The 25056-nt window shown below is 66.2% G+C and carries 25 protein-coding genes and 2 pseudogenes; 11 read left to right on the top strand and 16 right to left on the bottom strand.

Translation table 11 applies throughout. From position 1 onward, the window contains the following. Positions 1-99: 99 nt before the first annotated feature. Positions 100-1764 (bottom strand): ATP-binding protein, encoded by a 1665-nt coding sequence (locus tag OID54_RS38820; protein ID WP_329028468.1) that lies wholly within the window; start codon positions 1762-1764, stop codon positions 100-102. A 2-nt stretch (positions 1765-1766) separates the two neighbouring features. Next, the gene (locus OID54_RS38815) at positions 1767-2651 is read right to left on the bottom strand and encodes a nucleic acid/nucleotide deaminase domain-containing protein (protein WP_329028361.1); all 885 of its coding nucleotides are present in this window, start codon (positions 2649-2651) and stop codon (positions 1767-1769) included. A 606-nt stretch (positions 2652-3257) separates the two neighbouring features. Here OID54_RS38815 and OID54_RS38810 point away from each other — a divergent pair. The 3 genes from OID54_RS38810 (at position 3258) to OID54_RS38800 (ending at position 5591) form a co-directional block, all read left to right on the top strand. Continuing rightward, a complete protein-coding gene (locus OID54_RS38810; protein ID WP_329028359.1) occupies positions 3258-4502 on the top strand; it encodes a NucA/NucB deoxyribonuclease domain-containing protein in 1245 nt (414 codons plus the stop codon). A gap of 140 nt (positions 4503-4642) precedes the next feature. Beyond that, positions 4643-5212 (top strand): hypothetical protein, encoded by a 570-nt coding sequence (locus OID54_RS38805; RefSeq protein WP_329028357.1) that lies wholly within the window; start codon positions 4643-4645, stop codon positions 5210-5212. Between the two features lie 124 nt (positions 5213-5336). Further along, positions 5337-5591, top strand: a complete 255-nt coding sequence (locus OID54_RS38800; RefSeq protein WP_329028355.1) for a hypothetical protein — start codon at positions 5337-5339, stop codon at positions 5589-5591. Between the two features lie 753 nt (positions 5592-6344). Here OID54_RS38800 and OID54_RS38795 read toward each other — a convergent pair. Together OID54_RS38795 and OID54_RS38790 are read right to left on the bottom strand one after the other, a co-directional pair. Continuing rightward, on the bottom strand, positions 6345-6515 hold the full coding sequence (locus OID54_RS38795) for a hypothetical protein (RefSeq protein WP_329028353.1): 171 nt from the start codon (positions 6513-6515) through the stop codon (positions 6345-6347). A 111-nt stretch (positions 6516-6626) separates the two neighbouring features. After that, entirely contained in the window at positions 6627-6857 is a 231-nt protein-coding gene (locus OID54_RS38790) for a hypothetical protein (protein ID WP_329028351.1), read from the bottom strand. 791 nt (positions 6858-7648) lie between these two features. On the opposite strand from OID54_RS38790, the gene OID54_RS38785 reads away from it, so the two are divergent. Then, positions 7649-8644, top strand: coding sequence for a transporter substrate-binding domain-containing protein (locus tag OID54_RS38785; RefSeq protein WP_329028349.1), 996 nt, complete (start codon positions 7649-7651; stop codon positions 8642-8644). 335 nt (positions 8645-8979) lie between these two features. On the opposite strand, the gene OID54_RS38780 is transcribed toward OID54_RS38785, so the two are convergent. Further along, positions 8980-9243, bottom strand: a complete 264-nt coding sequence (locus OID54_RS38780; protein ID WP_329028347.1) for a hypothetical protein — start codon at positions 9241-9243, stop codon at positions 8980-8982. 145 nt (positions 9244-9388) lie between these two features. On the opposite strand from OID54_RS38780, the gene OID54_RS38775 reads away from it, so the two are divergent. Continuing rightward, on the top strand, positions 9389-10465 hold the full coding sequence (locus tag OID54_RS38775) for a hypothetical protein (RefSeq protein ID WP_329028346.1): 1077 nt from the start codon (positions 9389-9391) through the stop codon (positions 10463-10465). Between the two features lie 6 nt (positions 10466-10471). On the opposite strand, the gene OID54_RS38770 is transcribed toward OID54_RS38775, so the two are convergent. The 5 genes from OID54_RS38770 to OID54_RS38750 all read right to left on the bottom strand — a co-directional run bounded on the left by OID54_RS38770 (position 10472) and on the right by OID54_RS38750 (position 14033). Further along, positions 10472-10615, bottom strand: coding sequence for a hypothetical protein (locus tag OID54_RS38770; RefSeq protein ID WP_329028344.1), 144 nt, complete (start codon positions 10613-10615; stop codon positions 10472-10474). A gap of 134 nt (positions 10616-10749) precedes the next feature. Next, on the bottom strand, positions 10750-11166 hold the full coding sequence (locus tag OID54_RS38765) for a hypothetical protein (protein WP_329028342.1): 417 nt from the start codon (positions 11164-11166) through the stop codon (positions 10750-10752). Between the two features lie 51 nt (positions 11167-11217). Further along, positions 11218-11904, bottom strand: coding sequence for a hypothetical protein (locus OID54_RS38760; protein WP_329028340.1), 687 nt, complete (start codon positions 11902-11904; stop codon positions 11218-11220). Between the two features lie 867 nt (positions 11905-12771). After that, the gene (locus OID54_RS38755; RefSeq protein ID WP_329028338.1) at positions 12772-13779 is read right to left on the bottom strand and encodes an XRE family transcriptional regulator; all 1008 of its coding nucleotides are present in this window, start codon (positions 13777-13779) and stop codon (positions 12772-12774) included. A 5-nt stretch (positions 13780-13784) separates the two neighbouring features. Further along, a complete protein-coding gene (locus OID54_RS38750) occupies positions 13785-14033 on the bottom strand; it encodes a hypothetical protein (protein ID WP_329028336.1) in 249 nt (82 codons plus the stop codon). 770 nt (positions 14034-14803) lie between these two features. On the opposite strand from OID54_RS38750, the gene OID54_RS38745 reads away from it, so the two are divergent. Together OID54_RS38745 and OID54_RS38740 are read left to right on the top strand one after the other, a co-directional pair. Then, positions 14804-15040 (top strand): hypothetical protein, encoded by a 237-nt coding sequence (locus OID54_RS38745; protein ID WP_329028334.1) that lies wholly within the window; start codon positions 14804-14806, stop codon positions 15038-15040. A gap of 362 nt (positions 15041-15402) precedes the next feature. Next, positions 15403-15636, top strand: a pseudogene (locus OID54_RS38740) (hypothetical protein); the annotation flags it as partial. 51 nt (positions 15637-15687) lie between these two features. On the opposite strand, the gene OID54_RS38735 reads toward OID54_RS38740, so the two are convergent. Then, entirely contained in the window at positions 15688-15969 is a 282-nt protein-coding gene (locus OID54_RS38735) for a winged helix-turn-helix transcriptional regulator (protein WP_329028467.1), read from the bottom strand. 225 nt (positions 15970-16194) lie between these two features. Between OID54_RS38735 and OID54_RS38730 the strand changes: the two genes are divergently transcribed. Beyond that, complete coding sequence (locus OID54_RS38730) at positions 16195-17085, top strand: NAD(P)-dependent oxidoreductase (RefSeq protein WP_329028332.1); 891 nt, start codon at positions 16195-16197, stop codon at positions 17083-17085. Between the two features lie 120 nt (positions 17086-17205). On the opposite strand, the gene OID54_RS38725 is transcribed toward OID54_RS38730, so the two are convergent. The 5 genes and pseudogenes from OID54_RS38725 to OID54_RS38705 form a co-directional block, all read right to left on the bottom strand. Beyond that, on the bottom strand, positions 17206-17571 hold the full coding sequence (locus tag OID54_RS38725; RefSeq protein WP_329028466.1) for a GNAT family N-acetyltransferase: 366 nt from the start codon (positions 17569-17571) through the stop codon (positions 17206-17208). A 398-nt stretch (positions 17572-17969) separates the two neighbouring features. Then, a complete protein-coding gene (locus OID54_RS38720; protein ID WP_329028330.1) occupies positions 17970-18416 on the bottom strand; it encodes a hypothetical protein in 447 nt (148 codons plus the stop codon). 837 nt (positions 18417-19253) lie between these two features. After that, a pseudogene (locus OID54_RS38715) lies at positions 19254-19436 on the bottom strand (recombinase family protein); the annotation flags it as partial. A 274-nt stretch (positions 19437-19710) separates the two neighbouring features. Further along, positions 19711-21990 (bottom strand): protein kinase domain-containing protein, encoded by a 2280-nt coding sequence (locus OID54_RS38710; protein WP_329028464.1) that lies wholly within the window; start codon positions 21988-21990, stop codon positions 19711-19713. Positions 21991-22437: 447 nt separating this feature from the next. Then, positions 22438-22989, bottom strand: coding sequence for a hypothetical protein (locus OID54_RS38705; RefSeq protein ID WP_329028328.1), 552 nt, complete (start codon positions 22987-22989; stop codon positions 22438-22440). An 80-nt stretch (positions 22990-23069) separates the two neighbouring features. Here OID54_RS38705 and OID54_RS38700 point away from each other — a divergent pair, with 80 nt between their 5' ends. The 3 genes from OID54_RS38700 to OID54_RS38690 all read left to right on the top strand — a co-directional run bounded on the left by OID54_RS38700 (position 23070) and on the right by OID54_RS38690 (position 25036). Next, complete coding sequence (locus OID54_RS38700; protein WP_329028327.1) at positions 23070-23882, top strand: hypothetical protein; 813 nt, start codon at positions 23070-23072, stop codon at positions 23880-23882. 117 nt (positions 23883-23999) lie between these two features. Next, positions 24000-24371: a hypothetical protein gene (locus OID54_RS38695; RefSeq protein WP_329028325.1), complete on the top strand. Its 372-nt coding sequence runs from the start codon at positions 24000-24002 to the stop codon at positions 24369-24371. Continuing rightward, on the top strand, positions 24368-25036 hold the full coding sequence (locus OID54_RS38690) for a nucleotidyl transferase AbiEii/AbiGii toxin family protein (protein ID WP_329028323.1): 669 nt from the start codon (positions 24368-24370) through the stop codon (positions 25034-25036). The genes OID54_RS38695 and OID54_RS38690 overlap by 4 nt, the downstream gene beginning before the upstream one ends. Positions 25037-25056 lie beyond the last annotated feature (20 nt).

The raw sequence follows: 25056 nt of genomic DNA, 5'->3' as shown, positions 1-25056 counted from the left end.
CCCCCATGCGATCGAGTTCAACTTGGAGCCTTGACGATGTGTTGAGGCATCGTCAAGGCAAAATCGTGGGCGGCTACCGCGGTAGCCGCCTGTGCCTGGTCACGGGGATGGTTGTTCATGCTGTGCGGGGCGTGGTGTGAGGCGGATGAGGCTTTCGTCGAGGCCGATAACGAGGGACAGGTCCGCTGCCAGAGTCAGCGCTCGCACCGGTGCGCCCGGCCGGAACTCCCGTACCGGTACAGGGCCATCGAGGAGGAGTTGGACGAGTCCGTCCGCCCAGGCGACTGCGACCGCAGCACCGTCGCCCGCAGGAGCGGCACTGAGGGCGACCACGGGGAAGGGCCGTCTCACCAGTGGGGAAGGCATGGGATCGCTTCCTGGTGCCCATGCGCGCACCGTGCCGTCCTCGCCGCCGCTGTAGAACAGCGGAATCAGCGTGCCCTGGTTGCTCGTTGGCAGTCCGATGCCGGCCAGGGCGGTGACCCGGCCCTGGTGGAGGCGTACGGCGTTGGCTGCTTTGCCGACGGCGTGCACGGTGCCTTCCGTGTCCCCGACCGCGACCACTCCTGCTGCTGGGCCGGCTGCCCATGCCAGGGCGGTGCCCGCAACGGGCGGCAGGGCTTCGATCAGGGCGTTCGTAGCGGTCGGGCCTTCGTCCAAGAGGGCTGCGAGACCTGCTACCGGTCGAGGGCCCCAGGGGTGGGCCCGCACCGCTCCTACATCGTCCAGGACGAGCACGGTGCCGTCCGGGAGTGCGCATATCGCGTTGAGCTGCCCGCCCGTTGTGCCCCGCCGGCCCTCAGCCTTAGCGTCGTCAAGGCCGACCTTCCGGACAACTCCGAAAGGGTCCGCCGCGAGAACACACGGGTCTACAGCGCCTACGACCAGGGCGAGCGCGGCGACGGGGCCCGGCCAGGGCGGAGTTCGGTCACCCTTGTGCCGACCCCACTCCACACGCCACGGCATACCTTCCGCCAACGCGGCCAGCACCCCTCTGACCTGCTCGTCTGCGCCCTCCCCCAACGCCGCCAGGAGTACGAGCGCGCGGGACGCGGGGCTCTGGTCCCATTGGAGGGACTGCCCCGCCCGTATCCATCCGGCGCGTACCTCTGCGGTATCCGTGTCCGATAGCGCCTCGCAGGCGGCGGTGACCGCCCACGGGTCAGCCGCACACAAGGCGGCAGGATCGGCGAGATCCACCGTCACCGGCGGCGTTGCATCAGCTGCCGCGTCATCGTGCGGCTTTGCCGCCCGCCACTGGCGGTAGCGCTGCTCGTCGCGCCATTGCGGTAGATCCAGATCCAGCTCCGCGACACCAGCCCCGCTGGTGAGGAACTGGTGCGCGGTACTACCCGTGGATGCCTCCACCACGAGACGCAGATGCGTCAGATCGGCGAGAGCCACCGCGAGTTCCGCCACCGCAGCAGCCCGGACGTCGGGGAGCACGATGACCGTACGGCGACGATCAGCGGCCAACACCGCTACGAGCTCGCCGGGTGCCCGCGCCACCGCACCGAGCTGTTCGGCCACCGCCCACACCACACTGCGCACATCGTCCGTGCCGCCGGGCACCACAGCGTGGACAGCCCGCTCCGCCGGCACATCCGCCTGGCTGGCGTGTCGTACCAGCCAGGCCAGCAGAGTGGTCTTGCCACACCCCGGCGACCCGGACACCACGCATATTCGCGGAGCCTGCGGATCTGCAAGCCACCCCAGCAGCGCAGCCGCAGCCGGCTCCCTGCCCGCAACCGGGCGCTCCCACATCATCACCGGCCCCGAGCCTGCCGAGCCGCGTGCACGATCAGTTCCTTGAAGCCTTCCTCACGGGAAACCGCCGTATCTCCATAGTCGAAAGAGTGGGAGAACTGCGCGTCCGGGAAGGTCTGCTGCATCCATACCGCGCAGTAGTGGCCCGGCATCAGACACGGCTCCAGCTCGCAGTAAACCCGCCGCACCTGCCCCGGACTCACGCCCTCCCCCACAAGGCGCCGCCACACCATCTCCTCAGGATGCGGCTGCCCCGGGCCTGTCGACTCGGTCACCACCCGCTTCCCACCCGAGCCATCGACGTACTCGAAAGTCGCTGAGAATGGGAAGTTCAGGGTGTGCCGGACATCGTCCAGAACCCGGGGCCACCAGTTCTCCCGATCACTGAACGCCGCCGTATCGATTTCCCGCAGCTTCTGGTGCAACTCACGGAATGCAGAAGCCGCCTCGGCCAGCCCCGAGGCGGTCGCAATGACCGGCAGCTCTCGGTCCAACACCAGCAGAGAAGCGTTGAGGCTTTCAAGGCTGGAGCTAACGAAGCGGTCGCTGCCCACGTCGGTCGGCATGACGGCCTGGACCGCACCGTCGGGGCGCGCGCATAGATCGGCCATGCCGTCGCCACCAATCCGCGGCCACGCAGCCATCACGGCTGGCGGGTCTGGCCTGGCCCTGTGAGCGGCGAAGGACCCCAGCGTCCCTGGCTCATCGTCGGCAGGGGCTCGGAAGTAGAAGCCGACGCTCCGAGGTACACCCGTTGCTTCCAGCAACCCCCGAGCCGCCTCAGGAAGCATTGCTCCTCGCAACCAGCCAGGCTCCAAGCGGCGGAGCCCATCCACACCGAAATGCGCCACCACAGCAGCCCGATCGGGGACCAGGGACGACATCACTACCTCACCAACCCGCTCGGCTCCATCAACACCACCCTAGTGCGCCTTCGCTGCAGGCAGGAGCCAGCAGACTTAGCAGGCATTTCACGCTCCGCGGCGGCGTGGTGTCGAAAGCCACGTTCACGCGGCCTTGCCCGCCTGGGCCCGGCGGCCGGGCGATACCCGTTGCGGACTGCCAGCCCGCAACGGCAGCGCCGGTGAAGACAGGGCTGGTCACATGCCTTCTCACAAGGAAGTAGCCCAGCCTGTCCGGGCAGTTACTGAAAGCTCTGATCTGAATCGCTGCGAGCGATTTTTCGCCGCCCCACACGTACCACCTGACTCGCCGGGTCTGAGCCGCGCAAGGAAGGCTGGTATCGGGCCGATCACGGAGTGAGGGGAGTTGAGTTCTGGAGGTTCCGATTCTGTTGATTGCTTGTGAGGCACAGGGGAAGTGCCCTTCGCCTTCTACATCCACATCCGTGTTCGATATCGGACGGTATCGGCCACTCCGGCCTGAAGCGGTGATACCGCGCCCTGCCTACGCGAGGGGCTCCCTCGGAACCCGGTGGATCAACCGGCTCAGAAGGGAGAAAAGTGAAGTACTTAGCCAGAACCGTCCTGATGGCTGTTGCTCTGGCCGTGCTCCCGGCACAGGCACTCGCCAGCTCTGATCCCCTCCTGGCGGTTCAAAAACAAACGTCAACTGAGGACCCGGAACAGCAGGAGATCGAGACGCTTATAGCTCTGGTGGCTGCAGGTGGCGCACGTGAGGGAGAAGAGCCCCTCGCGCAGGAGCAAGCGCAGCTGTCGCTGCAACTTCCGCAGTCCTGTGCGATCGAAGGCGCGTACGAGGCATGTGTGCAGCTTGAGCCTGCTACTCCGGCATCGTCGTCGCGATTCACCGATGCTCCCTCACCGCAGGCCGGGATCAAACCCCCGAAGTGGTGCGCGGACAGCAATGGAAGAGTCCTCGGTATCCGTACCCAGACATGCGTCGCTTACCAGCTCTCCTACAAGACATGGCAAGTCATCGGCGGTCAGCGTCGACAGACCGGTGAGGCCCTAGGCAACCTCTACAGCTTCGGCTACTCCGATACTTCCGTGCCCACCTGGGGGCAGCAGATCGAGGTCGGCATGTATGCCGGCTGGGGTGACGCGATCAAGGGGTCCGTCCGGGGAACCTCGACCGGACAAGGGAAGTGCACCAGGACGAGTGTCTCGTTCCCAGGCAAGCCGTTCCTCCCTCTGAACACGTGGCGCCTGGGTGAGTCGTTCTACCGGTCGACGGCCACCGCTGCGGGAGCGGTCGGTACCTGCGCAACCACCTGGGCTCTGACCTTCACCGCACCCGGGTGTCCCGGTTCCGCACTTCCTCACACGGACCGGGAGTTCCGTTGTGACAACAACACGGCGGGCCGCCCCCAAGCCGGCTGCGTCGTCCCCTGGTACGCATCTCATCTGAACTACAGCACCGCGAAGTATCCCGCCCTGGCCTCGCACGTATCCCGGGCGCAGGCTTCGGGACTTCCGGGAGGCAGGTCCAGCCGGCCGCTGCATCGGACAACCGATCCGGTCATTCAGAACGACAATCGCAGGCTGGCGTGCGGAGACGCGGCCAGTATCACCGGCAAGTCCTGTGACGAGTACCCGGTGGCCACCTCCCGGGAAGGGCTCTCAGCCGGCGGAACCCGACGCACTTTCGACAACTGCGACTTCAACCTGCCCCGGGAGACAGGGCCGAGGGGCGCGAGCGCCTGCATGATTGCCGTGGGCGACAACAATGCTCAAGGTGGGCTGAACACTCAGTTCTACCGCGCCAACCGTGTCCTTGATGGCGACCCCTTCCACATCGTCGTCACTCCTTGACCCATCGGAAGGCAGACCTACCGAAGGCCTGATCACGGCTACCAGCGCGGCGTCAGGGGCGGGTAGATTTCGTTGCCCGCCCCTGATGCCGTCCGGTACTGCCGGCCATCGCAGCCCTCCTCCCCGGACCGGGTGATCACATGTTGAGTGACTGGGCCACCGTCCGCGTTGACGACCTATCCTTCGGCATTCTCGACAACGGCGAGATCCCCATCGAGACCGCCGACTGGAGCACGGGCCTGGTGGCCCCCATGTCCAACGGTGCGGTAATCAGTACGGGCATCCACACGGGAACCGGCCGCGTCCGCGTCGCCCTCCTTGCCGCGGAACCGTCCAGCACCGCCGACGCGTGGGAAGAAATCGTCGAAGTCAGCGTCCACTCCAGCCAGGGACGCTTGCGCGTTGACGCCTTCGAGGAAGGAGCCGTCGAGAGCCTTCCCATCCTCAGCACGGCCGGCCCGGGATGGTACCGGCTCCGTGTCCACGCCCGCGGACGCACCATCAACCCCGACGGCATCCAGCGCGACCCGGTCGAGGACTACCATCTGGCCGTCTGGCAGGCACCCCCCTCACCCACCACCATCCTGCGCGCCAGCGACCGCATCAGAATAAGCCTGCAGGCCGACCTGCCAACGCCCGACTCCCAAGCCCAGACATTCACTCCCGAACAGCCAGCGCCCAAGCCCGGCGAACCAGGCGCAACTAGCTGAGCCCGTCGATCGCGAGAGACTGCGGGAGCACACCCCTGGGCGCCACAGGCAATCCGGAGCACGGCGCCACTCCCGGAAAGTGCCCGCCGATCCTCCCAATGCGTTCCCGCTTCTCGTAGTGCCGATGGGGATACTGCTCGTTGTCTCACTGGTGTATCCGCCGTTCGTGGATCGCTACCTCCTGCCGTATGTCATCGGTCTGGCCCTGCTACTCGGTGCGGTGATCGACCTCTGCTGGTCCCGGGAGCTCTCCGTGGCGACCACTTCGACGGCGCTTTTGGTCCTCGTGTCCTACGGCCGCACCCGAGGTCCCCCGAGAGCCGTAGGAGCGATGTGGCGGCAGCGGTCGCTGAGATGTCCAGGTCCGGGGACGGGCTGAGTTCACTCCCCTGCGGCGGCGCGTTGGACGCTGGCGAGCCCGGGAGAGTTCGCCGGGCTACGCGGCCTTGCCCTGAAGCCGCCGCCGCAGGAGTGCGGGACCCTCTTCGGGACAGAGGCGGAACCTGCAGACGTCCGGGCCAGGATGCTGGAGCACCGAGGCCGGGTTGTCATCCAGGACGCAGGGGAGCCGCTGGACGAGGTGCCGACGGAGGAGGCTATGCGAGAGGTGCTGCGGGATGCGTTCGTCCTGTGTGGGGAGCGGGTCGAGGGGCAGGCACGGATCACTGTGCACGCACGGAGTGAGGGGTGCGGCTGGCGGCGCGGAGAACGCGGCGGATGGATGGCGCTTTCCATGCTGTGTGCTGATGTTGCCCTCGGCCCTCATCCTGCTCACCGCTCTGCTCGCCGTGGGTAGAGGCGCCCTTCCACAGAGGCGTTCGGCATCATGAGCTGGCCACGCGCCCCTGCCCCATTGCGTCGGAGAGGCAGTTCAAGGAACGACCCCTGTCTGGGCGGGACGACGGGCTTTGAGTGCCGCGGTGGTAGCGGTCCGGCGGGGTCCGTTGCCGCACGGCAAGGCGGATGGGTTGGCTGCTGGGCCGATACGAGAGTGCTGTGACGGGATGGCCTCCACGGCCGTGTGTGCGAGAAGGTGGAGGGCGCAGACGTTTGCGCCCTGCACCTGCCCGTGGGCCACCCTTAACCGTGTGCGGCCGCGGCGGCTGGTCGCGGTGGCGTGGTCACTATTGCGCTACTGGCGCGCCTCGGTGTTCTCCCGGATGGCTGCGGCTACGTCCAGTAGGGCGTAGGCGATAGCGGAGAGCCCTTCGCCGATGGCGTCTGTTTGGTCTTGTTGGCCGGTTCGTTCTGCTGCCCGGTCCGCCCTGCTCTCCGCGTAATCTCCGTACACGCTCGCGCCCATGGCGCCTCCGTCTCAACTGCCAGACCGTCTGGCGGTCCCTGCTGCTTTCCCATCGGTGCCTTCGGCGAATCGGCAGACATGTCTCGATGTCTGGGATGGTGTGATGACGGCTTAGTGAGTGTTCCGGCGTTGGTTCCTGCTGCGCTTTCGGCCGGTGCTACGGGTGCGGCCTTGGGCGGAGGGCTGGGGGGTGACGTAGGCGAGGGCGAGCCCGATGACGGTGAACCAGTCGGAGGGAACGTCTAGGAGAAGGAGAACGGCTCCGGTGGTGAGAACTCCCGCGAATGCCAGTTTGCGGGGGCTAGGGCTGAGCCGCCTGAGGCTGCGAAGTCGGGTACGCATCGGATTTTCCTTCCGCGGTGTGAACGGGTGGAAAATCAGGTTGAGTTGACGCTAGTAAGTCCGTTCAGTCCGTTGCTGTCACCGCAGGTCAGGAAGTGCCGAATGGGGGACAACGGACAAAGAGCAGCAGAGCTTACCGGGGGGATCTGGTGGGATTGGATGAGGAACGGCCTTCGCAGCGGCAGGGGGCGAGGCCCGGCCCCATCGATGCGAGCACGCCGGAGGCGGCGGAGCTGGCCGAGTGGCTGAGGAGGCTCACTGATGGGCTGACTCTGCGTGAGTTGGAGAGCCGTTTCCCTTATGGACGTAACCAGTGGAGCGAGTTCTGTCGAGGTCGCAGGCTGATCCCGTTGTGGCTTCTCGACACGCTTGTGGACAAACTGGTCGTAGTGCCGCAGGAGCGGCGCATGCAGAGGGACATCGGACGCGGGCTCCTCGACGCGGCCGAACGTGCCGCCGTCCAGGAGCATTCGCGGAGGACTCCGCAGTCCTTGGGCCGGACGGAGAGCGTGTCCGACGGTGCTGTCCCCTCGCCGTGCGCGGACGGTACGGCCAACGTTCCCGCTGGTGACGCCACGGGCCGGGTCTCCGCACCGGCTACGGCGAACGAGACTGCCCGTTCGTCGACTGCGGACGGGAAGGACAACCCTCTCGCCGCGGATGGCGCTGTCCGGCACCTAGCGTCGGACGGTATCGGTAGTCGAGCCGCTGGGCCGCTGGCGGCCCCTGGGGCCGGAAGCGGCCCAGCGCGGAGCCCTGGACGCTGGCGGCGATCGGCTTGGGTCGGGGTCGTGAGCTTGAGCCTGCTGGTAGGCGGAGCGTTAGTCATTCGGGACTGGCAGTCCGGGAACGAAACACGCGGGCCGCGACCGGAGGTGAGTCGCAGCCCGGAGAATCACAGCAAGGCGAAGGTTCCACAGGTGTCGGCGAGGCTCGAGAAGGCCATGAAGGAGCAGGTTCTCAGGGTCGGGGTGAAAGAGGATCAGCCCGGACTCAGCGAGCAGCAGGCGAACGGTGAGTGGACGGGATTCGATATCGAGTACGCGGTTAAGATCGTCCGCGGGCTGGGGTTTACCGGCACCATCAAGTTCGTCCCCCTAGGGACCGAGGTTCGGGAATCTGAGGTGGAGTTGGGAAACGTTCTCCTTACCGTGGGGAGCTACAGCATCACCACCAAGCGCAAGAGGTTGGTCAGGTTCGCTGGCCCGTACTTCGTCACCCAGCAGGCGCTACTGATGCACACGGGCGAACCTGGGAAGGTCGCGTTCCGCGAGAATGGCGGGCGGACCTACGCGGAAGTCAACTCCGTTGCCGACCTGCGACCCGGCACGGTCTTCTGCACTGCCAGCAGCTCGACATCCGCAGAACGGCTCGAGAGCTCCTACCCGGACAAGAATTTCACCGTCATCGAGAAGGCGGACTACCAGCAATGTGTGGATGATCTTCTAGACGATGGCGGAAGGACCGAGGTCGTCAGTACTGACAGGGCGGTCCTGGCTGGCTTCCTCTCCACCGACGACAGGCTGAAGATGATTCGCGACAGCCTGAAGGACAGTACGGAGTCCTGGGGCATCGGCATGCACCTCGATGACCCGGAGCTTCAGCGCAGGGTGTGCGACGTCGTGGAGAAGATCAGGACAGATGGCTGGCAGGACCTGTACGACAGGCATCTGAAGGTTCCGATGGACGACAAGAGCAACCGTTCGCCGGAGCCCACGGAATGCGCGACGGTTACAGCGACTCCGGCCATCGCCGCAGCGACGACGGCTACGTCGGCCGGAGGCTGAAGAATGGGGCTTCTCCCTCGAGGCTCGCGGTTCCGTCCTCGACTGCTGGCGCGGGTCTTGGCGTGCATCGGCGGCTGTTTAAGGGTGGCCGCGCGGGACAAGGGGCCGTCCCCGTATATGACGCGGATGGGAAGACGAACTTGCGGGAGCCTTGGCAGCCTCTGTGGCCGATCCAATGGGTTGAGGTCACTGGCGTTGCTTGTGCTGTCCGTTGATGGCTGGGTGACGGAGTTGGGCTCAGTTGGCACCGGTGAGTACCGCGCCATCGGTTGGGCGACGTCGTTCTCATGTGTGGAAGGTGCTCCGGGTACGGACGGGGCCGTACCCGGAGTGTTTCAGGCGAAGTCGGTGGGGAGTTCGGCAGGCGGTTCCGCTTCAGGAGCGGTGGAGAGGGAAGTATCGGGGTCCCGGCTGGGGATCGGCTGAGGGGAGGGACGGGCTCCCTGCCATATGGCGTAGAGCTGGGCGAGGCCGACAGTGACCACTACCAGGGACGCGGCGGGCACTCCCATGGCAAGCAGGGTGACGCCGAGGATGAGTACGGCGACGAAGGCGATCAGGTCGTTGGGGTCGCGACGGTAGGGCGCGGGAGGGGACACAGGGTACTCCTGAACTCGAAGCCAGCTCGGGTTGCCGGCCTGTCGTTCAAGGGGACCCGAAGCACCGGCGCTGCCGTCCGGGCAGCAGTGTTGACGCCTGTGTTGGCAGCGGTGCTGCCAACACAGGCAACGCCGCCTGGCAGAGGTGTCGGGAAGCAACACGACACTGGGAGCCAGTACTGCCCGTCTCGGTCCCGTGCAGCCCGAGGCACTGGCCCGGATCCGCGAGCTCTACGATGCCGCGGTCTCCGTCGCCAAGCCTCGCGTCCACCAACTGCACATGCTGAACGACCAACTCGCCGAGGCGGTCGCTGCACGGGACGCCGCTCAGCTACGCGAAGACATCCTCAGCAGGGCACTGTTGAAGCGTGAGCAGCAGGTGCAGGAGCTCACCGCAAGGCTGGGTCTGGAGCAAGCGCAGCGGGACCAGGACGGTGTCGCGCACACCGGCGCTCTGGCACTTCGAGACCAGGAGATCGAGCAACTGCGGGCCACGGCCAGCAGTCTCCGTAGCGAGGTAGCGGAACTGCAGACTCAGGTAGCCCTGGCCCGTACCCATACCGCCGATCTGGAACAGATCGCGAGCGATGTGGAGGGAGCTTTGGCCAGGGTCGAGGGTGGTACCGCCGGCATCGTCCCAGAGGATAGGCATGCTGCAGCCCTCCATCGGCTGGGCCGGTTGCGGGTAGACCTGAGGTATATCGAGAAGGTCGCGACGAGTGCAGAGGTGGTGGTGCTGCCACCTGACAGTGAGGCGTTGGTACGGCTGGTCGCCTTGCGCGAGGACAGCGCCGTGGCACGTTCTGACGAAGCCGACCTGGACGAGCTCATCGGTATTCTCACGACTGATCTTCTCGTCCAGGAGCTGGTCAGACAGACGCGCCCTGGACTATTCCGTCGCCTCAGTGGGGAACGCCCGTTTGCTGCGGTGGTGGCGGACTTCCGTGCCAGCGTCCTGTGTTTGACGATCTCAGCGCTGCACCGCAGCCGCGGACAGAGTGAGGAGCAGGAGAAGCTGCTTCAACGGGCGGGCAGCTACTTCTACCAGTCGATCGCGAAGCTCGTGAGGCCCTCTATGAGCGGGACGAGGGTCGTCTACCGTGTCGGCGGTACCGCTCCCTACAGCACCAAGATCGTCGCAGAGCTCCTGGTCAGGCGTCAACGTGTGATCACGGACTTCGAAACCTGTAGGGGCCGGCTCGACGTTCGGCTGGAGGAGTAGAGGGCTCTACCCCATCGCAGATCCTTTGGCGTCGAGGTCTGCGGTGCTGTCGATCTCCGGAATGCCCAGCAGGATCACCAGGCGGTAGGAGCCATCGGAACCCGACTCCTGCGGCTTCGCCTGCACTCGCGCTGGGTCGAGGGGGGCCAAGGCCCTGTTCCGCCCTGCGGCCGTTCTGGTCGGCTGTCGCTGGCTGTTCTCGACCGCGGGTATACTTCGCGAGCAACCTTTTTGCTCAGGCACGTAGGGCCCCGTCTTCTGGCGGGGCCCTACGCTTTGCTGCGTTACGCGACCTGGAGCTTGGGCGACTGTCCGCCCGTGGGTGGGGCGGCCGCGTAGGCCGGGAGCTTGAGGTTGGGCAGCTCGCCTGCCTTGATGCTGTGCAGCGTGTGCCTGAACGCGGCTTCCATCGCCTCCTGGCTTGGGTACTTCGCAGCCAGAGGGTGGAGGCGGTAGGAGTTACCCTTCCGGGCTTCACTCTGGTGTCGGAGCACGAGGTTGAGGTCGCAGAGGGGAGCTATCAGGTTACTGACGGCTTGCGGTGTGATGTTGTACTCGCGTGCCATGTCCTTCTGACGCACGGGCAGTTGTCCGCCGAAGTCAGAGCGGAAGACGAGGTACTGAAGGAACTTCGTCGCAGCGCCGGAGACCGGGAGTGCCCAGATCCGTTCGGCGACGATCGGGGACATGACCTCAGGCATCAGTACGCCTTTCTCGCTGTCGTTTGTGCGGATGGTCGTCTACCCGCCACATCACCCGGCGCGCTCCCCTCTGCCGTAGGCGTCGGAGCCGAAGTCGAACTCCTCCTGGTACGGCCGTTCGGGTCCGACGTTGTGGGGGAAGGCTTCTGGGTCGCTGCCGTGCTCGTGGGCGATCTCGGCGAGTACTTCCTGCTGTGACGTGCTGTTGCCTTGGAACCAGAGGGTCACGTTCAGCCGGATCCTGCCGTTGCCCACCCTTTCCACCCAGTGGTATTCACACAGGGCCTTGATGGCGCGGTTGACCGTGGGCCGGGTGATCTTCTTTGCTTCCGGCTTCTGGGCAGCGAGCTTGTTCAGACCATCGGTGATCTCCTGCTGTGTGTACTCAGTGATCCCGGTGCCCGGCACTTGCCCGCCGGCGACGAATAGGAAGACGCACAGCTGCGACTTGGTGATGGAGTTGGCGACCGAGAGTTGGGCCAGGAGTTGGGTGAACCAGTTGCTCGCCAGACTGTATCCCGCGGTCCCGGCCATGGTGTGGACGGAGCGGGCGTCCGTCTCGTACTCGAACGTGACGCCTTTGAGTTTTCGTCGACTTCGAGGCTCCGTTGCCTCTGCCGCGTTGCCCAGCTGCTTGCCCAGAACGCTGAGGATGTCGTTGAAGACAGCGTCGTCCGGGGTAGCTGGTACGGCTCGTGGCCTGCCCGATCGCGATCGGGCAGGCGGTTCAGATAGCACATGACCTCCTTGTTACTCAGGCGCTGCAGACCCTATCCGAAAACTCAACCAGGGCTTGTTTTTTGGTGCAGCGGCGCGCCGCTGCGGGCTCCGAGGCACTCGGTCGCCGCACACCGGCCGCGAAACTCAACGACTGCTTGACTTACGTGACGCACTCACACCATTAATCAACCCACGGTTGATTTTGCGTGTCGCAGTAGCGACACATTCAGGAGCTCCACGACCCCACTCGAAGCCGACATCCGCGTGGATCCCGTATCGCTCTGAGCAGGGATGATCGCCACCCGTTCCGTGGAGCCCTGAAAGACAACGACTGCTTGTCTTTCAGGGCAAGATGTGCCAACGAGGTACACATTTCACCGAACGGAATGTGTCGCCCAGGACACCTTCGATCTCACATAAGCGCAGGTCAGAAGCCTAGCGCGGGGTGTGCTCTCTTATTAAAGACGCAGCGCCGCGAACCCGTACGGCATCCTGCTCGACTCCCGCAACTGACGCAGTCGATGTCCCCAACTCCGTTGCTTACCCTTGCTGCGGAACCTTCCCGTGCGGGCCTGAAAGCTTGGCCACGGAAAGTCAGCCAGGACGGACGGATAGCTGTTCGGTCAGCTGCAGGGGCCACCTGAGCCCTCCAGCTGATCAGCCATGCTGTCGTGCTTTCAGCGAGCACAGCTGGTAGTCGCCAATGACGAGTGACCCATCCGTCGGGGCACCGCAAGCCCGCTAGGGCTGAGGAGCTACCGACCCATTGCGGTCTGAACACACCTCACATCCCTGAAGAAGAGCGAGTATCCGAGGCATGGCGACACCAGCCAGACGTTCAGGGACGCAGGCTTCTGCAACCACCTGGTCGACGAGTCCCGACTGTCAGGTGAGGGTGAGAAGGGGTATGTCGAGGGGTTCGCTTCGGGTGCGGACGACGTGTGTGCGGGGTGGGGTGCGGGCGTTGTAGCGGCGTGGGTTGCGGATGGGGAGGCCGGATCGGGTGACGCCGGCTTGGGGGTTGGGTTGTTGAGGTCCGCTCCAGGTACGGGGTAGGAGGAGTTCTTGGAGGGTACGGGGTGGGATGCTGTGGCTTTTGAGGTAGACGAGGTCGGATTCGGTCATGGCGAATCTCTCAGGTAGGGAGGCGAGCATCGCCATCAGCGGGGGGTCCGGGTCGCTGCTGCGGAACGCGCGGTACAGGAGGTACGGCAACCTCCCCGGTCTTGCTTTTGGGAGGTACCGGTCCGGTTGGCTTCTTCGTGTGCCGCGGCCTTCGTTGGCGACGATTCGGTCCCAGGCGAGCTCCCATTCCTCGACCTTTCGGGCTGACATTCCCAGGGCGGTCATGAAGGCGGTGAGGTGGTCGCGCAGGGGTGGTGTCTCACCGCGGAGAATGGCGCTGAGGCTGCTCTTGGGCAAGCGGTGCGTGCCACAGGGTTTGCGGCCGGCTCTGGCTTGGAGCGTGCCGAGGGAGGGTTGGCCCTCCCTCGCCCGCAGTTGGATCATCGCTCTGCGGAGTTGCCCGAAGTTCTCGATGACCTCGGGGTGGGCGAGCGCACGGCCGACTTTCGCGGCCAGGTCGCGGAAGTCGTGGGGTGTTCCCTGCCGGCGTTTGTGTTCCTCCTCCGCCCAGCGGGCTTCTTTCCACAGCCGGGTGGCGTGCTTCTGGTTGCCGCCGCACGCTTGTACGTAGGCGAGGACCAGTTCGTGTGAGGGGACCAGGCGGCCGCTGGCCGCCCGCGACAGCATGGATGCTGAGTACCGGTGGTTCAACGTCTCGGACATCGCCGCGTAGGTGCAGCCCGCTCGTTGGCGCTGGGCACGGAGCCACAGCGCCAACGTTCCGGCCTGCTTGACGTGGGCGGCGACGGCTCGCTCGTGCCGTCCCATGAGAGCTAGCAGAGGCCCTCGGGAACGGACGTGTCGCTGCGGCGGGCACGTGTCGCCTTCACGGCCCCGCAGGCCATCAGGATGACACCGAGGACGCTGACGGCGAGCTCGATGGCGCCGGGGAGAGGGACACCGGCGAGCGTGAGCGTGTAGATACCGACGACGACCACCAGGAAAACGACGATCACAATGGCCGCGGTCCGTCCACCCCGTGCCGGGGCGAACGGATGGTGCGTTGGAGCAGAGGAGTGCATGGCATCTCCACCTTCTGGCTGTGCGCGCGAGGGCGCTGACGTGGCTGCATATACGGAAAGCTGGCGGAGGCTTCCAGACCTGATCACCAGCGATCGGATCGTCTCACCGACTGATCGCCAAACACAAAGCGCCACAGCCCTGTTGAAGGATTTGATGCATCAACGTTCAGAGGCAGACGCCCTGTTCTGGCAAACGGGTGGTCTACGAAATCCCATGCAGGCGCAATACGCGCAGCTCATCGGCTTTTACACCCGCATTTTGATGAACTTTCGTCCGGTGCGGCATTGCCGAGACAGCGCCCGCAGTGACAGTCTCGCAGAAGCGCCGAGATTCGGCCTTGTGCCGGACCTCCCCTGGCGTCGTGGCTGCACGGAACAGGGATGGGCACACCGCGACTTCCAGCGCGGCGCCCTTGAGGGTGGCGCATCCACCGGATGCGACCACCCTCCGCCCACCCCGCACCCGCCACACCCATAGACCAGATCCCGCCATTTGCTGGTAAAAGGCAGCCACCAGCGGACGCGGTCATCCCCACCACCCGCCTTGAGCCCGGTGAACGTCAATCCACCCATTTCCCTGCTCCCGCGGACGCACGAGAGCAGCATGAGTACATGACTGTTCCCTCGCATGAGCCCGTCATGGAGCTGCTCTGGGCCGCGATCGATCCCGCCAGCCACCGCACGGACGCCTCCCGTCCCACCGACTACCGACGGGCCATCTGATCACCGCCACCGCGCATGCGGACGCCCACGACCAGGGGATAGACCGGGTGTCGCTGCTGGCCCCCGGGACCGCTCTCGCGGCCGTCGGTCTCACCCTGGAGATCGCCGCGCGCAACGAGCAAGACCCCGGCGAGTTCCTCGACTCACTCGCCAAGGCGGCGCGCGACCAAGAGGGCGGGGAGTTCCCGTTGGCGGTGGACGTCATCCGCGGGATGTTCTTCAGGAGCCTTCACGCGTCCGACTCCAGACGGACAGCCTCGCAACGCGGGGCCGACACTCGTTGACCTGCTCAACATCTGGTGCTTTCAACCCTCGCGAGGCTCCAGCCGCGGTGAAGGAGTTCAGAGCATCGCTCCGGACCCTTTCGGGGGCGCTCTCAAAGCATGCCTCCAGCGTGAGGCGCGCGCCTGCACGGCTCATCGGATGCGGTTCGCATGCGATGAGCCAAAACGAACGCACCCGCTTCGCCACCGCGCTGCCCAGCAGATGCAGACCGCGATGAGCGAGGCCGCCGTCGTCCCGCCCGGCGGCGTCACGGCCAGGCAGATTACCGGGGCACGGCCAGCGTGGGCCGGAGTGGCCCCGTGAACGACGGAACCGGCACTCCCGGTATCACCGCGCACTACGGCAGGCCATAATCGGAGGTATGGCCCAGGCATCCCTTTCTCAGCAGCTGCAGCCCGCCGCCGAGGTGCTGCGGGCTCGATATGCAGGGCGGTTGCCCGCCCGCCTGGACGATCTCACCGGCCCCGCACACGGCCTGGTCGACCTCCCGATCCACGTCGTCTGGTCAGGACTGCGCTCTTTCGACCTCGATCGACCCCGGTCCCGGATGAGCCTCTACCGCACCGTCCTCGCTGAAGGCCAGCACGACGACCTCACCTTCGACACGGGCCTCAACCATGCCGCGGGGCGGGCAATCATGACGGGCTCAGGGGATGGCCTCGATGCGTTCCAGGTGTTCTTCGCCCCACTCGCCGAGGGGAGCGATCGCGGTGTTGAGGGAGTGGCCGAACTCGGTCAGCGAGTACTCCACCTTCGGCGGTACCTGGTGATAGACCTCGCGGTGCACCAGGCCACTGGTTTCCAACTCTCGGAGCTGAAGGATCAGCATCCTTTCGCTGATACCGGGCACCGCTCGCCTCAACTCTCCAAAGCGGAGCGGTCCCTCACCAAGTGAAAACAGGATCAGCCCCTTCCACTTACCTCCCATGACGGCGATGGCGGCGTCGAGTCCGCACGTATAGGTCTGCCTCTTCACGAAAACTCCTACTAACAAGAATGTGGGTACCTGACAGAATTGTAGGTACTTGATGGAATGTGCGTGAAGCCCCAGCATGGAACGAACGTCGCGCCGAGGACACCACCGACCGGTGCGGACGTGCTCATCCGGGATTCCATCGATACTCAACGACCTGACTGTGTACTGGAGCGAAACATGGCTGGGGACAACCGCACACCCGTGACTGTCATCGGGCTGGGTTCGATGGGGCGGGCGCTGGCCGAAGAGTTCATCAACGCCGGGCACCCCACAACGGTGTGGAACCGCACGCCAGGCAAGGCTGCGCCGCTGGTGGCCAAGGGAGCGGTCCATGCACAGACCGTGGAAGCTGCGATCGCGGCGAGCCCGCTGGTCATCACCTGCCTGACTACCTTCGAGGACACCCAACGGGCTCTGGAGCCGGCCACTGCCGCGCTCAATGGGCGTGCACTCGTCACCCTGAACAGCGGTTCCCCGGCCGGCGCACGCGAGACGGCCGCCTGGGCCACCGGCCACGGCGCCCGGTTTCTCGGCGGAGCGATCAAGAACGTGCCGTCGGCCGTGGGGGCACCGGACACCCTTCTCTACTACGGCGGCGACAGAACTGTCTTCGACGAGTACGAGACGACCCTGAGGGTGCTGGGCGGCGACACCGTCCATCTCGGCGACGAGACGGATCTCGCCGCGCTCTACGAGATGGCGGTCGGCGGCACCCTGCTGCCGGCGCTCGTCGGCTTCTTCCAGGGCGCCGCCGCTGTCCAGGCACGCGGGCTGGACGCAAGCACGCTGGTGCGGTTCACCATCAAGTGGTTCGAGATGATCAATTCCGTCCTGCCGGTTTTTGCTCAGGAGATCGACAGCGGCGATTACAGCAAGCCCGCGTCTTCTGTGAACCTCTTCCTCGCGGGAGCCGCCCACGACGAGGAGCTCGGCAAGGAGTCGAACATCGACGTGGCCTGGCACGCCCCTCTGCATGATCTGTTGAAGCGGGCCGTCGAGGCAGGCCACGGAGACCACAGCATCTCAGCCTTGGTCGAGGTGCTCAGGAAGCCGGAGCAGATCGCGTAGCGCAGCGGGGGGCGCGGAAGTACGAGCCGCGATCTCGCCCCGCTGCCTCGCGGGTACCGGTCGGCCTCACGGCGACCCTGGAGACGACACATTTGATGGTTTCGTACGGTCCGTTTCAGGTTACGGGTGTATCCGTTCGGTCTGTGGTTGGCGGAGGTAGAACAGTTCGGGGTCGCCCTCGTCGAGGCCGTGGAGAAGGCCGGCCGGGCTCCATCCGGCCTTTTGGAGCAGTCGCTGCATCGGCTGGTTGGAGACGTTGGTCGAGGTGAAGAGCTTCGGTGTCGTGCACGAGGCGGCCACGGCGTCCAGCAACCGATGACCAACGCCCCTGCCGCGGGCCGATGGGGTCACCATGAGCATCGTGACGAAGCCCTGCTCGAAGAACGTGTACTCAACCACGCAGTAGCCAAGCAGGCCAGACGCGTCCTCTGCCACGACCGCCAGGCCCTGCTGGCACCACCTTCGGATACTCGCCTGCCGCCCCACGTCACCCTCGACCGCGACCGAGTCAACCCCGACCAGCGCATCCGACTCCGACCTACTCGCACGGCGCACAACGAACCCGCCAAGATCTCCTGCACCATCCACGAGCCCATGCTCTCAGCTCGCCCCACACGCCCCTACTCCCGGCCCTCACTGCAGGCCGCGCAGACGGGCCATCCCCGCAACTCGGGGCCGACTGGACCCCGCCGTACATGCAGGTCGTACAACACGGAACATCCCCGCGACGCGGGGCCGACAACACGCGAGGCGACGAGATCGGAAAGCGGCTCGGACCATCCCCGCAGCGCGGGGCCGACGCCGTGTGAACTGGGCGAGCGAGACTGGCGCGGTCCGGCCTGTTGCGGTGTTTGGCCAGTGGGGTCGGCTTCGTGAAGTACGGCCTAGGTCAGACGGACCGGGATGCAGATGTTCCACTTCTCGCTGGCGAGTTCGGTGTCGCAGAGTGTGACCTCTGATGGCGGGGTGCTCTCAGGCATCTCGGTCCACAGCGTCACGTAGTAGGAGACCCCTGGTTCGGCGACGTCGCCAATGTGGTGAGAGCCGATGTCGTCATCGATCTCGCCTGCGGCGACCTGGTCGGCGGTCAGTACGCCGGAGGCTTCTAGGGGGAATTTGCTGCACTCCTGCGTCGGCTGGATCCCGACCCGCCCCGGCTTACCGCAGTGGTCGATCCCAAAGGCTGTGCTCCAGTCCGCGATCGTCCCGCCGCGCTGCTCGTCCTTGGCGCGGATCTCGACGTAGAGCTGGAGATAGGTCTTGCCAGCGACGGCCGGTTCGCGCGGTCCGTGAACGCCGTCGGGCAGGTTGGGCGAGTACTTGGCGGTCACCACTTGAAGCGTCCATGGGTGGTCCTCACCGCTGGACAGCACCGGTCCGCTCGCCTTGAGGGGCCCGCCTTCATCGGCCGGTGCGCTCTCTAAGGGTGCGTCATCTGTGAGTGCCGGGGCCTCGCTCTTCGGGGGCGAGGACGCGTCGTTTCCACAGGCTAGAAGGACAGGCAGCAGACTGATCAGCAGACTCCGCCGTAACCACGTTGCAGGTTTCATGGAAGCAGTATCGTCACCAGCCCTAGCCACGTCCGCAAGATGGCAGTCGGCCACGTGCTGGAACTGTTTGGCCGTCACCGGTCTTGTCACGTGACGGGTGGTAGATGGCGGCCCACGCACCATTGACAGCCCGTCCGGTTGAGGTACATCAGCGGCGGCCGCCTCGACGATCGCCAAACCGGGCCAGCTCGTAGGGCACGATCACCGACCCCGACCACCACCCCACCGCGCGGAAAGCGAACAAGAAAATCCCCGCAGCGCGGGGCCGACACTTGTTGACCTGGTCCTTTGTCGGTGATCATGGGGGGTTTCTATTCAGTTGTACTGGGAGAGCGGCGAGTTGGGAACGCTGTGCCTCCGTCAGTTTATCGGTGAGCGGTGGGTGTTCACCGTGACGTGGGTACAGCCGGCCACGGGGCGCTGCGGCCGGCTGTCAGTCGATTGGCGCCGCTGTGTGCGCCGTCGGTCGCGTACGGGACCGTTCGAACAGCCGGGCCCGCGTGTCCGCTGCGGTGTTCAGTGGATGATGTCGACGGCGGTGATGGTCAGGACGCTGTCGTGGACCCAATACAGGACGATGGCGTCGGGGAACGTGACCACGCGCCGGTTCTTGGTATGCGGGCGTCCGGGGGCCTGCTCCGAGCCGAGCTCGTACGCCAGGCCCTCGTTGGTGCCCTGCACGCTGAGTTCGCGGATGAACTCCGCCAGGGCCGCGAACACGTGGAAGACCAGGCGCCCGCCGGGCGTGGTCGTGTCGAGCGCCTCGTGCAGCGAGGTGAACTCGATGCCGCGCTTGCGCAGACGGGGATCTCCACCAGCTCCCCGCCGATGACGGTGGTCCACGTCCCTGCCTCATCCACCGACTGGCTCGTGGTCCCTATCTCCCAACGCCGCTGTCTTCTGCACCCAGGCACGCTACGCCGACCGGAACCCGGCCCGACAGGACGCGAAGAGGGCACACACGAACGACCGGGTCGAGTCAGTGCGCCTCTGCGTGCCTCTGTACGAATCCCAGCTCAGTGGGGACTGGTACATGATGCGGTTCCGCTGGAACAGGCTCGCCTGTGTTGCTGTGTCACCATCTCGTGGTGGAGGGTCCCAGACAGTGCAGCCTTTCGACCCGCGGTGATCCGATAGCCGGGTCCGTGTCCTGCCCCGTGACGATGTACAGCAGGTTCCCCACCATGCCGCCGTCCAAGACTTTGCGTTTTGCGTCCGGAGTGATGGACCAGCGGGCGTCGCCTGTGGTGAGGTCAAACGCCGTAAGCGTGCTGCCGTTGAATGCAAGTACCGTTCCGGGAGGTGACTGCCGGTGGGTTCGGAGATTGCCTAGTGCCTTCTTGCGCCAGAGCTCTGTCCCGCGGTCCAGGGAGATGCCGAGGCGTAAGAGGTCTTCGCCTTCTCGCACTTCCCTGACGAGCACGTCGCCAGCAGTTTCGAAGTAGTTGTTAGCCGCTGGTGGGAGCGCCCTGTCGTACACGGCTTTCCCGGTGTCCAGGGCACGTGCACGTAGTCGACCACCATGCTCGAATACTGCGAGATTGCGTTTGACCCTGATGTCTACTGGCAGCACGGTGTCTGTCCAGCGGACGGTGCCGTCTCCTACGGTGACCGCCTGCACTGGCCCATCTTCCGATGATTTGAGAAAGGTTACTCCCCCTCCCATCGTCAGTAACATCGGGTTTCTGCGCTGCCAGATGATCTTCCTCACGAAACTGTCGATGTCCACCGCGTACTGGTTTGCCGTCCCTTGAACCACTAGGACGCGGCCGACCAGTGCGCAGTCGGACGTGTCGTCGTTCAGGGGGAGGGTCCACATCTCCTCGCCATCGAAGCTAAGGCCGATGCATCTTCCGTTGTCGGCGACGTAGACACTGTCGAGGTCGAAGGCCGCGGTGTAGCCCCCTCCCAGACGCGATTGTCCCTCTCTCGCGCGGATGCGGTACGTCCAGCTCGTTCGACCGGTCTTGGCGTCCTTCGCGATCAGTGTGTCGTTTCCCAGGTTGAAGCAGACGATGGTTCCTGTGGGATCAACGTACATACCTGTGTTGATTTCGTTTTTTGGGTCCTTCGGAGGGGGGAATGTCCATAGGAGTTTCCCTGTCTGGGAATCCCTGGCGTCGTACCCCATGGGCCCACCCGCAGCCGGTATCGACAGCATCACCAGTTCGCCGGCTGCCGCCTCCGGCATGCCCAGATTGGCGACATCCTCATGGAGGGGGAGATCCCATAGCGGGCGGGGCGGGGTGAACTTCCGTGCGGGGGTGCTGGTGCTGGGTGTAGCGCCCGGTTTGCCGTCCTCGCCGCCTCCCTGTTTCTTGAGGGCGTAGGGCACAGCGGCAGCGCTGGCGACAGCTGTCCCCGCTGCCAGAATCAGCAGTCGCCGACGATTGAGACCACGGGCGTTTCTGGGCTCGTTCTCGGCGTCGTCGGTGGCCGCTGCCCGGTGAGGTTCCGGCGATGGGTCGGGCTGCCGCTGTGCTGGCGGGGCCGCCCCCTTGTCCGGCCCAGGCAGCGCGTCTTGTATCGCGTCGATCTCCATCAGCACCCGAGCTGCGGAGGCAGGTCTGTTCTCCGGGTTCTTGGCCAGCAGGTGAAGCACCAGTTGGTCGAGCACCGCAGGGATGACTGCGGTGGCGGTCTCCGTGCCCTGACGGGTGCTCGGTGCGGGCGGAGTCTCCGAGACATGTGCGTAAAGCTGCGCCATCGGTTCGCGGCCACCGAAGGGCGAGGTGAGAGTCAGTAGTTCGTACAGCAGGCAGCCAAGTGAGTAGAGGTCCGACCGGTGATCGACCGACTCCCCTTTGGCCTGCTCCGGTGACATCCACGGCGTGCTGCCCATGACGGCAGCGCTCTTGCTCAGCCTGTCCAGGCCGTAGTCGGGGTGGAACCAGGCCAGCCCGAAGTCCAGTACCTGGATGATGCCGTCGCGGCCGAGGACGACGTTGGAGGGTTTGATATCGCGGTGCACAACGCCCGCCGAGTGCGCGGCGTCGAGGGCGCGGCAGATCTGACGCGCCCAGTCCACGGCACGGCCGGGGCCAGGCAGGCCGCTCTCCGCGAGGAACTTGTCGAGGGTGCGACCCTCGACAAGTTCCATCACGACGTACGCACGATCACCGTCACGGCCGTAGTCGTGAACAGTGACCACGTGCGGGTTGCGTGAGAGGCCGGCCGCCGCCCGTGCCTCCCGCTCCAGCCGGGCCACAGCAGACGCCCCAGGGCCCAGACCGCCGATCACCTTCACCGCGACGTCTCGGTGCAGAACCCGATCGCGCGCACGCCATACGACACCCATACCACCGGCACCGATGCGTTCTACCAACTCATAGCGCCCCGCGATGACTTGACCCACCCTGACTACCCCCGAACTCCCGCCTACCCGGCGCGCAAAGGCTATGCCAAGCACCGGACATCGACCCCACTAACCACCCGAGATCAGCCCTGAGATTCGGGTGCCTACTCGCGCGGGTCGGCGTGGTCGGGGCGGAGGGCGATAGCACGGGCGCCGGCCTTGGCGAGTACGGCGAGAGCTACGGCCAGGTCGAGGTGGACCTGGCTTCCCCCGTTGGGGTAGTGGTGCTCATCAACGAGTTCCAGGCGGTCCCGCCTTAACCAGTTCCAGGACGCGGGAGGTCGGTCTCAGAGTCGGTGGCGTCTACGAGTGTCCGGGTGATCTCCTCGGCTTCCTTCTGGAGCGCCGCGACGGTTTCGGGGGTTTTCCGCACAGACACGGGCTCTCCAGACGGGGAGGAAAGGGACGGACCGGGTGGAGCGTCGTCGACCGTCGAAGGTGGCTTTTTCACGCGCTCTTCCTCAGCGGCGCCGCCTGCACGGCCGGAGTTCCGGCCTGCCGGGCTGCGTGTTCCGTGCGGGCCCGGCGCAGCGCGGCGGCCTCGGTCGCCGCAGCCTGGTGACGGTGCTGTTCGCGGGTTGCCTCGATCGCAGGTGGCGCATCGGCCGGGAGCACGTTGGTCTCGGGGAACGCGCGGTGCCTGAGCTCGCGCATCGCTCTGGTCTGCCGCTCGACAGCTTCCGTGATTCCCGGGTCCAGCCGCTGGGCGGGCGCGACGGACTGGTGCGCGGCAAGCGCCTGGTGGAAGCCGGGCGATGCCTCCTGCCTTGTCTTCACCGCCGCCTCGGGCGCGGCCTTCGGGGCGGCGGCTGGCTCCCGGAGCGCCGAGGCGGTCGCGCCCACGGCCAGGACGCGGACGGTGCGGACTGCCTGGGTACCGACCGCGTTGTTCGCCGCGGCGACGATCCGGGAGCTGATCAAGCGCAGCTGGGTGGCGTATGCGGATGAGTCCGGGCGCAGGTCCAGGAGCGACCCCCGCGCGGGCGGGGCGGACGGCACTGACCCTCTTTGACGCGTTCCCGTCAAGGAGCGACCCCCGCGCGGGCGGGGCGGCACTTCGTGACCTGGGGTGTTGTCGCGTGATCATGCTGTTTTCCTTTACATGCTTCACGACCGTTCCAAGGCCCACAAGGACCTCGGCCGCACCCGCGAATCCCGGGCCGGGATGCAGCACGTCGCATCGACGGGCGGCCGGCTCGCCCCCCAAGGCCCGCCGCAGCCTCGCGAACCTCGCCCGCATCTCCGGCGACTTCCCCGCCGCCCTCGCCGCCGTCCCCACCCTCGGCTGGAAAGGCCGCCACCACCGCGTCGCTGGCGACATCCACTGGCCTCACGCGAACCTCGACCAGGCCATCGCCGCCTTCGAAGCCGCGCTCGCCGAGTCCGAACACCACGACGCCCCCGGCGAGCTCGCCCTCACCCAGGTCCGCCTCGCCCTCGCGACCGCCTTCACCGACCCCGCCCGCGCCCACGACGAGCTCGCCCTCACCCACCAGTACCTCCCCCTCGACCAGCGCGCCACCACCCTCCTCGCCCACATCGCCGCCCTCGTCAAAGACGCCGGGGGCACCGGCGCCGACGTCCCCGGCCGCGCCCACGAGCTGCGCCGCGAGATCACCGACGCCGGGCTGGCCTGGCTGACCCGATTCCTCGAGATCGCCCTCGCCTTCCACCACGCGATCCGTAGCGACCACGCCGATCTCGCCGAGATCGTCGACCGGATCCACACCCTCACCGCGACCGGCGACTTCGCCTACTTCACCGACATAGCCGCCGCCATGGGCGCCCTCCCCCACCCCACCGTCCACTGGCTCGACGGCCACCATCCTGTGCGGGACCGCTGGCGCGCACTCGTCACCACCCGCCGCGCATATCTGAACGCTTCCTCCTGACCACCGGCACATCCCCCTGCGGCCCGCGCCCGCGCGAAGAGAAAGGGCTGGCCCGCGCCCGGCCCCGGGCGGGTCACCTCGTAGTACCCGTACGGCTCCCCGGGCCATACTGAGGGCATGACCGTTCAGCCCTCCCCGTTGTTTCCCGCGCAGGACGCGTTCGAGCTGCTGTGCACGCAGTACGCACAGCGGATGCCCGAGCGCCTGGAAGACCTGGCCGGCCCCACCCGCGGAACGGTCGCCCTGCCCCTGCACGTGGTCTGGTCGGGCCGCCGCTCCTACGGACTGGAACAGCCGCGCTCCCGGATGGGCCTCTACCGCACCGTCCTCGCCGAAGGACAGCGCCAGGACCTCATCGAGTTCCTGAACCGGGACCTGCTCATCGCCCAGTGGCCGGTGCTGCGGACACTGATCAGCCGCCCCATCAGGGACGTGTGGGAAGCCGCTTTCCCCGAGCTCACCACCACGGCGGCCACGACTGCCGCGTGAACCTCACAAACCTGCACCGCCGGCTCCTGGCCGACGTTCTCGCCATCGGAGCGCCCTACCCGCTCGTGATCACCGGCGGGTACGCCGTACAGGCCCACGGCCTAGTCGACCGGCTCTCGCAGGACCTGGACGTCGCCACCGAGAACCCGGCCCCCATCGACGAGATCATCCGCACGGTCGGCGACGGTCTCGCCGAGCGCGGCTGGGGCGTCCGGCACATCGAGTCCAGTCCGCTGTCGGGCCGGCTCATCGCCACCGACCGCGCCACCGGCGAGGAGTGCGAGGTCGATGTCCTCAAGGAAGCCTTCTGGGCCCCGCCGACGGTCACTGAATACGGTCCCGTCCTTGCTCTGGACGACGTGATCGGCACCAAGGTCCGCGCCCTCGCCGACCGCGGCGCGGTCCGCGACCTCATCGACGTCCACGCGGCGATGCGGCACCGCTCCACCCTCGAGCTGGAGAACCTCGGCCGCCGCCACGCCCGCTTCGAGTTCAGCCTCCACGACCTGCGTGACCGGCTCCAGGGAGCCGAGTGGTGGGACGACCAGGACTTCGCCGACTACGGCCTCACCCTCGATCAGACCGCCGACCTCCGCGGGTGGGCACTGACCTGGGCCACCGACCTCGACACCCGCCTCCACCAGAACGACCACCACGACGAGTGAGAGCGCGGTCGGCGCGAGTC

The organism is Streptomyces sp. NBC_00690 (assembly GCF_036226685.1).
GTDB lineage: Bacteria > Actinomycetota > Actinomycetes > Streptomycetales > Streptomycetaceae > Streptomyces.
This window is presented reverse-complemented; position numbering and strand designations above follow the sequence as displayed.

Excerpts from the sequence above, each read along its gene's own strand:
- OID54_RS38820 (WP_329028468.1), bottom strand. The coding sequence starts at position 1,764 with ATGTGGGAGCGCCCGGTTGCGGGCAGGGAGCCGGCTGCGGCTGCGCTG.
- OID54_RS38815 (WP_329028361.1), bottom strand. The coding sequence starts at position 2,651 with ATGTCGTCCCTGGTCCCCGATCGGGCTGCTGTGGTGGCGCATTTCGGT.
- OID54_RS38810 (WP_329028359.1), top strand. The coding sequence starts at position 3,258 with ATGGCTGTTGCTCTGGCCGTGCTCCCGGCACAGGCACTCGCCAGCTCT.
- OID54_RS38805 (WP_329028357.1), top strand. The coding sequence starts at position 4,643 with ATGTTGAGTGACTGGGCCACCGTCCGCGTTGACGACCTATCCTTCGGC.
- OID54_RS38800 (WP_329028355.1), top strand. The coding sequence starts at position 5,337 with ATGGGGATACTGCTCGTTGTCTCACTGGTGTATCCGCCGTTCGTGGAT.
- OID54_RS38795 (WP_329028353.1), bottom strand. The coding sequence starts at position 6,515 with ATGGGCGCGAGCGTGTACGGAGATTACGCGGAGAGCAGGGCGGACCGG.
- OID54_RS38790 (WP_329028351.1), bottom strand. The coding sequence starts at position 6,857 with ATGCGTACCCGACTTCGCAGCCTCAGGCGGCTCAGCCCTAGCCCCCGC.
- OID54_RS38765 (WP_329028342.1), bottom strand. The coding sequence starts at position 11,166 with ATGCCTGAGGTCATGTCCCCGATCGTCGCCGAACGGATCTGGGCACTC.
- OID54_RS38755 (WP_329028338.1), bottom strand. The coding sequence starts at position 13,779 with ATGGGACGGCACGAGCGAGCCGTCGCCGCCCACGTCAAGCAGGCCGGA.
- OID54_RS38750 (WP_329028336.1), bottom strand. The coding sequence starts at position 14,033 with ATGCACTCCTCTGCTCCAACGCACCATCCGTTCGCCCCGGCACGGGGT.
- OID54_RS38735 (WP_329028467.1), bottom strand. The coding sequence starts at position 15,969 with ATGGGAGGTAAGTGGAAGGGGCTGATCCTGTTTTCACTTGGTGAGGGA.
- OID54_RS38730 (WP_329028332.1), top strand. The coding sequence starts at position 16,195 with ATGGCTGGGGACAACCGCACACCCGTGACTGTCATCGGGCTGGGTTCG.
- OID54_RS38695 (WP_329028325.1), top strand. The coding sequence starts at position 24,000 with ATGACCGTTCAGCCCTCCCCGTTGTTTCCCGCGCAGGACGCGTTCGAG.